This is a genomic window from Xenorhabdus eapokensis (assembly GCF_001908105.1).
This window is the reverse complement of record NZ_MKGQ01000002.1, coordinates 265,266-277,653: the sequence shown is the minus strand read 5'-3', so window position 1 is coordinate 277,653 and position 12,388 is coordinate 265,266. Positions and strand designations below refer to the sequence as shown.

Below are 12,388 nucleotides of genomic sequence, written 5' to 3'. Positions count from 1 at the left end.
AATTTAAATAATATTAAAATCGCAGATCAAAAGCGAAACAGCGCATAAAAAAGATCATAGTAAAAAATACTTTTAAAATAATGAGTAATAAAAATAACGGAGACGAAAATATCATTTCCATCTCCGTTTATAATGTAGATATCAACGTAACATTTATTTCTTTAAGTCTTATTAGTAACGCCAGAAACTATAAATCATTTCTGGCTACCAAGATCTTGGCAAGGGACTCTGAATGCTGTCTTGCATTCATATCATAACTATAGATATCATCTCGATATTGCGGTTTTCCTCCTTCATCAACCCACGCTGTTTGGTAGTAGAGGAAAACAGGGATTTTTTGGGGAATATTAACATATTTTGTTGACCATGTTTTCAATGAACTATTGACTTTAGTTCTATCCCAACCTGCATCTCCCAACAGCATATTAGCCAATTCAGGAGCCTTATTGACACGTACGCAACCAGAACTAACAGCCCGCATTTCTCGACCGAAAGAAGCCTGATTAGGTGTATCATGTAAATAAATAGCTTCTGAATTTGGCATATTGAATTTAAAACGCCCCAATGAATTAGTTGGGCCTGGTGCTTGCCTAATACGATAGGGGAAATTACCCGGTGTTATTACTTGCCAGTTAATCGATGAAGGATCGATAACTTTAGCGTCATGACTCCAATTGGAAAAAACCGTATAACCACGCGTGCGAAAATAACCAGGGTCACGCATCGCCCTTGGAGCAATATCTTTTCGAGTCATGCTGGTTGGTACATTCCACGGAGGATTGATCACCACATTATTTAATTCACTACTCATGATCGGTGTTTTTCGGCTGGGGCGTCCAACGACCACTTTAGAACTCAATACCTCTTTGCCATCTAAGTAATAGAAAAGTGAGTAATTAGGAATATTAACTAAAATACCTGTCGGAATACCTCCAGGGATAATCCGTAGTCGTTGAATATTCAATGCCATAATACGAGCACGGGTTTGTGGTGTTGTATTTAACCATACTTTAGTCGATTTGCCGATAACGCCATCGGCTGATAATCCATGTAAGGCTTGAAAACGTTTTACAGCTTCTGTTAATTCTTTACCATAAATTTTATTATCGGATTTGGTAGCAGATAAATCCAATACCCCTGAACGAGCTAATATTTTCCTTAATACAATAACACTCTCACTACTTTGTCCAGGCCTTAGAGTTCCTTGAAATGAAAACTCACTCCACGACCCTTGATTGGCCAATTGAACCAGCATCTCCTTACGCATATTTTGATACATAGGATGATTCGGTGATAAGCTCGTAATATAAGAAAAAGTACTATTATTATTGATATGTTGTTGCCATATATGAATTAAATGGGATGAAGGTAATTCAATCTTATAAGAAGATTTATTGTATAACCATGAACTCCCTTTTTTATCAATATTATTAATAAAATGGAGATAACCTAACATAGCATCAGATAAGATAACATCACGCCCCATTTCACTTAATTCAGGATGATGAAGTTGTATCAGCCATTTTTCAAATTGAGGTTGAAAACCAGCCAGCGAAATTTCAACTAATTGATCTTCAAACTGCTTAATGGCTTTTTTATCTGACCATAATGGTTGCATTTTATTGTTAACATATAAATTTGCTAATTGTTCAAAGAATATCGGTTTTATTTGTTGTGGTAACCAAATCTGTAACTGTTTTCGACTCTCATCAATAGAAATTACTGGAGAAACAGAAACTGCCTTATCAGATAAAATAATAGAACCTACTTTTTTTTGTTCTGCTGGTAATTGTTGTATATCATTCGATGACAGTTCATTTTGTTGATTTGCAAAGATGCCCTCTGATACCGCTAATGTGCTACAGATAAAAGAAACTTTCAGTAACCTGACTGTGTTCTTCACCATAAGAGCTCACCTCACTTTATTATGTGTGTAGCTATCCAATGACTTATTATAAGTATCCGCAGGCCTATTTTATCAGAAAGAATACTGGTAATTATATACATAATTACGGTTTTAGATAGGATGCTTGCCTAGGCATATTTTATCCCACCAGGCAAAATAAAAGCTAAGAAAAATAAAATTTTAATCATAATAATTTAAATTATAATAGTTTAAAAAAAGGAAAAGGCACTTTTGGTGCCTTTAGTCAAAGTATATTGTGCTAAATTCTGTAGCGAATTTTAAGATTAATACTCAGAATTAATGACTATTTCCTCTCCAAACCGGCCAGCTTTAGGTAAAGGCTGATAAGAAGAGTTTGATGCTCTCAGGATACGAATACCACGGATATTTAATGCACGAGCAGCGGCAATATCAGCATCTGCATCTCCATAATAAATCTTCAATTTATGCTCTCTCATCCAACTGATTTTATTATTTTTACCCGGTTCATCACCCGCAAAAATAACAGCATTCATTTTATCGGCTGGAATATGCAAGTTTTCCTGTAAGTATTTGGTCACGGCTTCTGTTTTAGTCTTTGTACGGCCGGTAATGAAATAAATATCATCGCCTCGCTTCAAATGCATCTGAACCAATTCAATGCCGATCTTTTTTGGCATACTGAATTTATCCCACTCATTATTCATTTTTTCCCAAAATACTGGGTTTTTCAGATAACTATTATCATTAGGCGAGTATTCCAATTTGCCACGATAAAAACCTGGACTTGAAAACAGTACGGTATCATCAATATCAAAACCTACCGCCATTGCGGGTTGATTTTGCAGACTGCGCTTAATCTGCCCTACGGATACCCAATGCACGGCATGGCGTTGGGCTAAATCTGCCACAGAAACGCCTGAATTAACTTGCTCAGGCATAAACATTTTTGCTTGTGCCATGCTGTTCAAACCAAAAACAAGCACAATTGCACTGAATGCCAGGGTAACTTTACGCATCGCTATTCCTTTCTTATATTAGTAGTAACGGTGCGAAATAGTAAACCTTATCATCACATCAAAACGAGACATCCCGCACAAGGCGATAAATATCCAAATGGATTTTCCCTCAATTAAGAAAGGGACATAATATGCCCCTTTCTTAGCAGAAATATCATTCAATGATGAAGTTATTCTTGCAATATAGGCAGAGCCTGTGTTTGTGACTGCTCAGTCACCGGAATATCCTGCCCAAAACCACGCAGTCCAACAACATGTACATGTTCTTGGTTATTGAAAATCTTACGTACCAGTTTATAGGTTGTCCCTTTTTCTGGGCTGATATTTTCCGGCGCAGCAATAATTAACTGCATATGTAAGCGTTCGCATAACTCAAATAGCGTTGCAATTGATTTCGCATCTAATCGGGCAGCTTCATCAAGGAACAGCAGCCGGCATGGTGAAATATCTTTACCACGCAGACGACGGGATTCCTCCTCCCAACTCTGTACGACCATCACCAGAATAGACATCCCCGTACCAATCGCTTCTCCGGTAGAAAGTGCTCCGCTTTCCGCTTTCAGCCAACCATCCGAACCTCGGTTGACTTCAACTTCTAACGCAAGGTAATTGCGGTAATCCAGTAATTCTTCACCAATGGTTTGCGGTAGACGCTGCCCCATATCGATTTGTGGATTCAAACGCTGATAAAGCTTCGCCATCGCTTCGGAGAAGGTCAAGCGCTGGCTGCTGAACAGATCCTGATGCTGTTCCTGCTGCTCAGAAAGCACATCCAGCAAGCAGGAGTGACTTTCACGCACATTCACATTCAGGCGCACACCGCCAACCTGTCCAAAAGAAACCGTCTGCAATCCCTGGTTCAGCATACGGATACGGTTCTGTTCACGTTGAATGGTCTTGCGAATAATATTTGCCACGCTTTTGGAACTAATCGCCAGTTTCTGCTCACGGGCGGTTAATTCTTCGGTTAAACGCGCCAGCTCAATTTCCATCTGTTCAATAGCATCGACCGGATCATCCGTACGAATAATATCCTGCCGGATACGTTCGCGCAGATGTTGATAAACCGCCACGAAAAATTGGATCTTACGTTCAGGGCGTTTTGGATCTTCGGACAAACGTAACGCATCACGCAGGTGTTCATTATCAGCAACAGCCAGACGCAATGCTCCCAGTGCTTTATCCGACATTGAGCGCAGCTCATCACCATCCATATAGGCCAGTTCGCGTCGATGTAAGCGACGTTCAACGCCATTGTCTTTCACCATACGCATGACTGCACACCAACCCGCCTTAGAAGAGACGACTTGTTCACGTTTCTGGTAATAATCACGTTCAGATTTACGTAGTTTCTTCTGGAGGTTTTCCATTTCTGCCTCACAGAACGCGATCTGTTTCTCCAGTTGGTTAATGCGGGAACGGTTAGCATTCACAGCAGCATGAAGCTGATCACGACGTTCACGCGCTCGGCTTTCAGCGTTAGCATCTGCCTGCACACCAATATCTTTCATCTCCTGCTCAAGTTCTTTCAACATATCTTGCTTAGTGTCATAAGAACTCTTCAATGATGCCAATACTTGGTTGAACTGCGCATATTGGGCTTGTTGCTGGCGCAACCTTTCACGCGCACGACTACGATCAGATTCTGCGTGTTGAAGGCGTTGACGTAGTTTGTCGTTCAGGTCGGTATTTTCACTGAGCATACCGGCAGAGTCGCTATAACTGAAATGCGCACGGCGTTGCACAACTTCTGTCAAGGCAAAGGCTTGTTGTTTAGCCTGATTCTGGCTGTGTTTCGCGAGTTCATAATCCTGCTGCAACTGTTCATGTTGCTGTGGATCACTTTGCAAGACCGAAACCAATGGTTCAAGTTTAGCTAAGGCTTTACCGTGTTGTTGCAGGAAACGCGCAGCCTCTTGAGCCTCCGTCATTTCTTCACGCACTGTTTCCACTCGATCAAGCAGGGTTTCATCCAACAAAATCGTTGCTTGTGGGATCAGGCGATTCAATACTGCCAGGCTCTCTTTCACCTGAACCAGTTTCTGCTGATGTTGCTGAGCCTGGGTTTCAAATTGAGATAACTCACGCTCCAGTTCAGTACGACGCTGACTCAGGCGACGAATTTCCGCTTCTGGATCATCATCAAATGCAACAGAGAGATGTTTACCCACAAAACGGCTGAAAGCCTGATGTGCACGCTGAACTTTCTGCACATCAAATGAACGTGTCGCGTAGCGCTCTGCCAGCGTATCACGCTCAAGACCGAGTGCTTCCAGACGACTTTCTCTCGCTGCCCGTCCAAATAACGGCACTTCAGGGTAACGGGAATAACGCCATTGGCGATCGGATGATTTCACCAGAACTGCGTTTTCCTGCTCCTCAAAATGGAATACGCTATCGTCAAAAGACTGTGGGTCGCCTTCGATCAAATAGAGATCTTCCGGGCAATCTTCCAATTTTTCCAGATGGGAACGAACCAGTGAGAGATCAGGCACAACAATTGCGTGACGCGCAGGACCATACAGTGCGGAGAAATAAGGTGCGTCATCAATGGTAATGTCGTCATAAATTTCAGACAGCAAAACACCACCAAAACGTTCTGCCAATGCCAGCAATCGGCTATCTTCGGCACCACTCGGTTGATTCAGACGCTCAATCTGTTTTTCCAGTTCACGTTTCTGTGCAGCAATATCATCACGCTCGACCGTGATTTCGCGCTCTTGTTCAAGCAATTGCTGCATATATTCAGTCACATCGTGACTATTTTCGAATGTTTCATTGCATTGTTCACTAAGCTGGTTCAAGGCTTCCTGTGCCGCCAACCACACTGGAGCCCGTGCCGTCAATCCCTGAATTTTTTGCTTGAGCTGTTCAAATTCCTGACGTATTTGAATACGACGTTCACCGCTTTCATTGGCGCCCAGGCTCAATTCTTCTAACTGAGCTTCCAGTTCACCTTGTAACGCCTCTAAGTCTTCTGCCTGATATTGCTGGTTATGACGCTTACAGAACTCTTCCAGCAAACGTTCTGCATTTTGCTGACTATTCAGACGTTGCTCTAACTCGGACAACTGGATACGCAAAGGTTGGACTCGTTCAGCCAGATGGCGCTGGGATGACCATTCACGCAATGCTTCACGAGCGGCTTGCCACGCTTCACTGCGGCTCACGTCACCAACGATGCTTTTTACCAGTTGGTAAGCCTGCTCAAACTGACTATGCGCTGCGTCGGCGACGCTCAATTTCTGTTCCAAGGCCAACAAAGTTTCTGTCGCTTGCTGTGCTTTGGCCAGGTAAGTTTCCTGCCACTCGTCAGCATTTTCTATTGACAGATCGGGAAGCTGGCAAAATTCACGGGCACGCTCCAACGCTTTCAATGCTTGCTGATATTGAATAGCGCGCGTTTGCTGAACATCTAAAGCTTGTTGGTAGTCAGCAAGCTGGCTTTTTAGCTCATCAACTTCTTGTTCTGCTGCTTCACATGTAGCCTCATATTCCGCCTGAAGCTCTTTCGCTTCTTCGACAACTTCACCCTGTTCTTCCAGTCGGTAGGTCAGCTCTTCAATATCCGATTGATAGCGATCGATTTTTTCCTGCTGACGCATCGCCGTTTGCACCAGATTAAGGTGATCACTGGCTGCCTGATAATCCATTTCTAAATCAGAAGAGGCACCATTTTGTTCTGCCAGTTCCCTCGCCATTTCAACATGGCGATATTGTTCAGTGACCAATTGGCGGCGACTGCCAAATAATTCATTGCGCAAAGCCAATGCTTCATCCAGATGAACGCGGCGTTCATTAGCATGACGCATATAGTCAGCAGACACATAAGCCGTGGCTTCTGTGATAAGGTGCTTGAAAAGATCACGGTCAGATTGGGTAACACGGATAGCTTCCAGCGTAATACGGTTCTCACGCAATGCGGCTTCCATATCCTGAAATGCTTTTCTGACGCCACTGTTTTCCGGCAGTAAATAATCACGCAATGAGCGGGTAATCGCACTGGAAATTCCGCCATATAACGATGCTTCTATCAGGCGATAAAACTTGCTGCGGTCACTCGCGGAACGCAAACGTTTTGGGATCACACCCAAATCAAACATCAGGGAGTGGTAATCTGTAATCGAGTTAAATTGTTTGAACTGAACACCGTCCATCTCATCAAGGCGTTCCTTTAATTCATTTAAGGGCAGCACCCGCGCCTGACGTTCGTTGATATTTTCAGTCAATAACTGTGTTGGCTGAATCGATGCCGGAACCCCTTGGATCATAAATGGTTTAATATCAACTTTTCGATCACGTCCTGCCACTTGTTGTAAACGGACTCCGGTGATGATGCGTTGATGACGAGAATTAACAACATCCAGCGTGGAGTAACAAACACCTGCCCGCAACTTACCGTGCAACCCTTTATCGCGTGAACCCGAAGTTGCTCCCGCTTCTGTCGTATTGCGGAAATGGAGCAATGTTAAATCAGGGATCAGTGCAGTCACAAACGCCGCCATTGTCGTTGATTTACCTGCACCATTACCGCCGGATAAGGTCGTCACAAGTTCGTCAAGATCAAACGTTCTGGCAAAAAAACCGTTCCAATTAATTAACGTCAGTGAGCGAAATTTACCGCGTTCAATCATGACTGTTCATCCTCCGCACCTTCTGCTGAATGCCCCGATGCTTCTTCATGTTCATTATCTTCCTGCGATGTTTCCCCTTCCACTGGCATGGCTTCACCATCACGGATCATCCGTAATTGTGCCTCGCGTGGGTCATCACCGCTGCGTACATCTGCACCAAAGCGAAATACCGCTTCGGTAATCGTAAATTTATTGCTGTCGTTTTGCAGGAAATAAACCATACCCAGACGGCGTAAACGGTTTAAGGCAGTGCGCGCTTTCTCCTGCAATTTCTGTTTGTCCAGATCTGAACCCGTCGAACGCTGGTTCACTAATTTCACGAGCTTATTTTCATCTGCCAATGACAGTAATTCTTCGTACAATTCCTGAAAGGTAAATATTCCCTGATTGGACAGGCGCTCTGGGCTGAGGTAGAGGTAGCACAGGATCTTACCCACCATCATATCCAATTCAGACAGCACAGATCGCGGGATCAGCGTCGTCGAACGGGGACGCAGGTAGAAAAAACCTTCTGGTGCACGGATTAACTCGACGTTATAACGCGCATAAAACGTCTCCAACTCTTCCTGAAAATCCATCAAAAAAGCATGATTATCAAGATCATCCAGACTGATATGACGCCCGGCTCGTAGTTGGCTGTCTAATTCAGGGAAAAGGGTATTGGATAATGCCTGAGCCAGTTTCACTGGCATAAATTGTTCAATATGTGTCGATGACATGTGCCTGCACCTTGGCTCCGTAATCATTAATCGCTAACCATTCCGCTGGTAAACCAGAGAAATCTGCTTCTGCAACGCCCAATCTTACTGCTTGATCCACCAAAATACGTGCTACATCAAAATGGCGTTTACGTGGATACTGGGCAAGGTAATCGCGCAGTACAGCCCCCAGATCCAGAGGAAGTTTTGCCTGTTGGTAAACAGCCAGCGCCTGCTCTATCATTTCAGCTAATTGTTCATTGATTTCACTAAACTCTTCGTATTCCATTTCTGATGGTAATTCTCCCATTACCTCTTCATTGCGCAGAGTCAGCGCTTCGTCACGCATATCCAGAAAACGTTCTGCATTAGCGACAGTCAGTGCCCACGGATTGTCAAAATAGTGTTGAATGGATTGACGAAGGCGCTGGGCAAAAATGCGGTTTTTATCCATATCAATGGCGGTTCGGATAAATTTGTGAACATGACGGTCATAACCTATCCACAGATCGATGGTTTGTTGCCCCCAACTAATAATGCGATCCAGTTTGCTTTGTAAGTCAAAAATCAGTTTATCCACCAGGTCAGAGCCGCCGCTGTCCATATTCGCGGCCTGGATGCGTAATAGATTAGCCTGCAATTTATCGCCCGCAGCTTCCAACGTATCCTGAAGTTCCCGCAGTGTGCCGGAAGTTTCAGACAGCAGTTGTTCGCAATTAGCGATAGCAGCCTGCCAATCCTGATTAAGTAGTGCGGCAATATCGGTTTTTACGCTGTTTTGCTGTTCATCCATTAAACGCTGGGACATATCAATGCTGTCGAAAATTTCAGCAACAGAATATTTGAGAGGGGCAAAAACATTGCGATGCCAATGTAATTCATCACCCCCTTCTTCGGCTGCCTCTGCCGCTCGATGCAATTCGTTGGCAACGATGGATAACTGCATGGAAAGGCGCAATGTGGAGAATTCACGCTGGCGAATGTAATAATCACTGATGCCAATTCCCAGTGGCGTCAGACGATAAATGGCATTACCATCCGCCAATTCACTGGTAAAACGGTTAAGTAATTTCTGGCGAACCATATCGTTAATGGCATTATTCGCCCTGACAGATACCGCTTCCGAAGTCTGCTCAAAACCTTTACATACTTCACGAAAGGCATCCACCAGCTCTCCTTCACTCATTTCACCGTCGAGTCGTTCACTGTTCAATACGGCGATAGCCAGCAAAAAAGCTAGCCGTTCTGGTGGCAACGAAATTGAAAAATCATTTTTTCTGGCCCAGGACACAAGTTCAGGAACCGTCTGGGAATATTCGCTCATAATTCGCTCTTTAAGGTAGGCTTGCGTGCCATCACATGAATATAACGCCCCAGGCTGATATAGGGCTCCTGTCTGCAATAACGCTGTTCAAGTTCAAGCAACGCCGGAAAATCGGTGTTTTGCAATTGACGACTTTGCAGGTAATCGTGAAAAACTCTCACGCCTGTTTTACCTGTGATTTCCATTTTAAGTTCAGTTAGCCATTGATATACCTGTTCCGGCATTAATGGATTTTGTGGCGATAGAGAACGTTTTCGACGACGCTGGATATTAGGTGTCGCCAAATGAAAATTACCCAAGATGGCGTTACGCATGACCAGCCCATTAGCATTATAAAACATTAATGAAAGTGCACCACCAGGCGTTATTATCTCTTCCAATGTTTCTATTGCTTCTTTTTGGTCGGTGATCCACTCCAATACAGCATGAAATAAAATCAAATCGACGGGCTGTTCAATATGCTGGTGAATTTCCTGTACTGAGCTTTGGATAAATTGCATTTGATTGAGAACACCCCGCTCTTCAGCGTTATATTCTGCTCTCTGGATCATCTCTTTTGAGAGATCACAAAGTATGACCTGATGTCCCAATTCAGCTAATTGGCAGGCCATATTACCTTCACCTCCCCCCGCATCCAAAATGCGTAAAGGACGTCGAGGCAAATGATTCAGCAATTCGTTAATATCCTGCCAGACGACGGCCTGCCTGATTTGACCCTTGGTTGTGCCGTAAATATTACGCGAAAATTTGTCTGCAATATCATCGAAATTGCGATCCCGCATGAAAAGACGCCCCACTTATAAGCTAAGTTTAATTTATCTATTGAGCAGTTATGCTATCTACTGCTATTTTTACTACTGTTATTTTGGCACAATAATCATTTAATTAACTACTTTTAGCCTTAAATTCGCCATTGCGCGATTGTAATTTAACCAACCCAAGGCCAATCAATGTTATTTCTGCTAAAAAAATATATCGGCTCACTATTAATGCCTTTGCCGTTAATTATTATCGTCTCTTTTGCAGCCCTGCTATTACTCTGGTTCACTCGCTGGCAAAAAACAGGGAAAACTATTTTATCACTCAGTTGGTTGGCATTACTTTTATTTAGTTTACAACCTATCGCGGATAAACTCTTACTCCCTGTCGAGGGAAAATATGTTCAGCGCTATGAACCAGACACAACGCCTATAGCTCCCATAAAATATATTGTGGTTCTTGGAGGCGGTTTTACTTATAACCCCCAATGGGCTCCCAGCGCCAACCTTATCAATAATAGCTTGCCCAGAGTGACAGAGGGGATTCGGTTATATCATCTCAATCCTGGCGCTAAAATGATTTTTACTGGCGGTAAAGGCGTTAATGCCATTAGTAGTGCCGAAATTGCTGCTATGGTAGCACAATCTTTGGGAATCCCTGTAGAAGACACCATCGCACTAAAAAACCCCTTGGATACAGAAGAAGAAGCTGCTGAAGTTGAAAAAATCGTCGGGCAACAACCTTTCATACTTGTCACTTCTGCCAATCATATGGAAAGATCTCTCAAGTTTTTTGCACAACGAGAGCTGCATCCAATTGCAGGCCCTGCCAATCAGTTGGCTGTCACAACGCCTTTATATTCATGGGAAAAATATCTTCCTTCTTCCTATTATCTATCACACACTGAGCGTGCCTGGTATGAGACATTAGGGCGCATCTGGCAGGCTATTAAACCTGTCAGTCAGGATATGAGCATTGAAAACTCAGCGGGGATATTCAGAGAAAAGCTAATGAGAAATAACACCAGCATTGGAAGTGAAACGTAACGAGAAGAAAAAAAGAGAATGTGGTATTAACGTTACCGCATTCTCTGTTAAATCATACCCGATTGATAGTCATATCAGAGTAAGAAAATCAAAACGTAGTAAAAGCTTTTCTGACGGCTTCCAGATCTTCCGGTGTATCAACACCTGCGCCAGGCGCTTGCAGTGCTTTTGCAACATGAATTTTTTCACCGTACCAAAGCACCCTTAATTGTTCGAGCATTTCGATACTTTCCAATGGACTTGGTTCCCACTGAATATAGCGCCGAATAAACCCTGCCCGATACGCATAAATTCCAATATGGCGCAGAAAATGGTCTCCAATAGTCCCTGTTGATTGCATAAAACGATCACGCTCCCACGGGATAGTCGCGCGAGAAAAATAGAGGGCATAACCTTGCGAATCCATGACAACTTTGACCGCATTAGGATTAAATGCCTCTTGCGCATCTTGGATCTGCACAGCAAGCGTTGCCATCCCGGCATCACTGCCAGCCAAATTATCGGCCACCTGCTTGATGATCTGTTCTGGGATAAGAGGTTCATCACCCTGAACATTCACAATAATTTCATCATCAGCAAATTGGTATTTATCAATAACCTCAGCCAAACGCTCTGTGCCTGAATGGTGACTTTCGCGTGTCATGCAAGCCTCACCGCCTGCGGCAGTCACTGCATCAAAAACGGCTTGATTATCTGTCGCTACAATAACCCGATTAGCACCAGAACGGACAGCCCGTTCCATCACACGCACAACCATTGGCTTACCATGAATATCGGCCAATGGTTTTCCAGGTAAACGGGTTGAGGAAAAACGTGCCGGAATGATAACGGTAAACATGGGTTATTGATTTTCCTCTGTAGGCAAGATACGTGCTTCATTTTCTAACAACACAGGGATGCCATCACGGAAGGGAAAAGCGAGACGATCAAACTTGCAAATCAGTTCAAAGTTTTCTTTATCATAACTGAGTTTGCCATGACATAGCGGACAAGCAATGATTTCGAGTAAACGGTGATCCATAT

General features: G+C 43.5%; 9 protein-coding genes. 1 reads left to right on the top strand and 8 read right to left on the bottom strand.

Annotation, left to right across the window (positions count from 1 at the left end):
- Positions 1-187: 187 nt before the first annotated feature.
- The 6 genes from ldtD to cmoM form a co-directional block, all read right to left on the bottom strand.
- The gene (gene ldtD / locus Xedl_RS02775; protein ID WP_074022527.1) at positions 188-1,906 is read right to left on the bottom strand and encodes a L,D-transpeptidase; all 1,719 of its coding nucleotides are present in this window, start codon (positions 1,904-1,906) and stop codon (positions 188-190) included.
- Between the two features lie 284 nt (positions 1,907-2,190).
- Positions 2,191-2,904, bottom strand: coding sequence for an acid phosphatase AphA (gene aphA, locus Xedl_RS02770; protein WP_074022526.1), 714 nt, complete (start codon positions 2,902-2,904; stop codon positions 2,191-2,193).
- 170 nt (positions 2,905-3,074) lie between these two features.
- Positions 3,075-7,538 carry a chromosome partition protein MukB gene (mukB, locus tag Xedl_RS02765; RefSeq protein WP_074022525.1) on the bottom strand — a complete coding sequence of 1,488 codons (4,464 nt, stop codon included), beginning with the start codon at positions 7,536-7,538 and terminating at the stop codon, positions 3,075-3,077.
- Positions 7,535-8,257 carry a chromosome partition protein MukE gene (gene mukE, locus Xedl_RS02760; RefSeq protein WP_074022524.1) on the bottom strand — a complete coding sequence of 241 codons (723 nt, stop codon included), beginning with the start codon at positions 8,255-8,257 and terminating at the stop codon, positions 7,535-7,537. The genes mukB and mukE overlap by 4 nt, the downstream gene beginning before the upstream one ends.
- On the bottom strand, positions 8,238-9,560 hold the full coding sequence (mukF, locus tag Xedl_RS02755) for a chromosome partition protein MukF (RefSeq protein ID WP_074022523.1): 1,323 nt from the start codon (positions 9,558-9,560) through the stop codon (positions 8,238-8,240). The genes mukE and mukF overlap by 20 nt, the downstream gene beginning before the upstream one ends.
- Positions 9,557-10,342 (bottom strand): tRNA uridine 5-oxyacetic acid(34) methyltransferase CmoM, encoded by a 786-nt coding sequence (gene cmoM / locus Xedl_RS02750; protein ID WP_074022522.1) that lies wholly within the window; start codon positions 10,340-10,342, stop codon positions 9,557-9,559. The genes mukF and cmoM overlap by 4 nt, the downstream gene beginning before the upstream one ends.
- 168 nt (positions 10,343-10,510) lie before the next feature.
- On the opposite strand from cmoM, the gene elyC reads away from it, so the two are divergent.
- A complete protein-coding gene (elyC, locus tag Xedl_RS02745; protein WP_074022521.1) occupies positions 10,511-11,365 on the top strand; it encodes an envelope biogenesis factor ElyC in 855 nt (284 codons plus the stop codon).
- An 88-nt stretch (positions 11,366-11,453) separates the two neighbouring features.
- On the opposite strand, the gene kdsB is transcribed toward elyC, so the two are convergent.
- Both kdsB and Xedl_RS02735 read right to left on the bottom strand, forming a co-directional pair.
- Positions 11,454-12,203 carry a 3-deoxy-manno-octulosonate cytidylyltransferase gene (gene kdsB, locus Xedl_RS02740; protein WP_074022520.1) on the bottom strand — a complete coding sequence of 250 codons (750 nt, stop codon included), beginning with the start codon at positions 12,201-12,203 and terminating at the stop codon, positions 11,454-11,456.
- 3 nt (positions 12,204-12,206) lie between these two features.
- The gene (locus tag Xedl_RS02735; protein WP_074022587.1) at positions 12,207-12,386 is read right to left on the bottom strand and encodes a Trm112 family protein; all 180 of its coding nucleotides are present in this window, start codon (positions 12,384-12,386) and stop codon (positions 12,207-12,209) included.
- Between the last annotated feature and the right edge of the window lie 2 nt (positions 12,387-12,388).

What these genes read in the sequence shown, in the direction of transcription:
- cmoM (WP_074022522.1), bottom strand. Translation starts at nt 10,342, where the DNA reads ATGCGGGATCGCAATTTCGATGATATTGCAGACAAATTTTCGCGTAAT.
- mukE (WP_074022524.1), bottom strand. Translation starts at nt 8,257, where the DNA reads ATGTCATCGACACATATTGAACAATTTATGCCAGTGAAACTGGCTCAG.
- elyC (WP_074022521.1), top strand. Translation starts at nt 10,511, where the DNA reads ATGTTATTTCTGCTAAAAAAATATATCGGCTCACTATTAATGCCTTTG.
- mukB (WP_074022525.1), bottom strand. Translation starts at nt 7,538, where the DNA reads ATGATTGAACGCGGTAAATTTCGCTCACTGACGTTAATTAATTGGAAC.
- aphA (WP_074022526.1), bottom strand. Translation starts at nt 2,904, where the DNA reads ATGCGTAAAGTTACCCTGGCATTCAGTGCAATTGTGCTTGTTTTTGGT.
- Xedl_RS02735 (WP_074022587.1), bottom strand. Translation starts at nt 12,386, where the DNA reads ATGGATCACCGTTTACTCGAAATCATTGCTTGTCCGCTATGTCATGGC.
- ldtD (WP_074022527.1), bottom strand. Translation starts at nt 1,906, where the DNA reads ATGGTGAAGAACACAGTCAGGTTACTGAAAGTTTCTTTTATCTGTAGC.
- mukF (WP_074022523.1), bottom strand. Translation starts at nt 9,560, where the DNA reads ATGAGCGAATATTCCCAGACGGTTCCTGAACTTGTGTCCTGGGCCAGA.
- kdsB (WP_074022520.1), bottom strand. Translation starts at nt 12,203, where the DNA reads ATGTTTACCGTTATCATTCCGGCACGTTTTTCCTCAACCCGTTTACCT.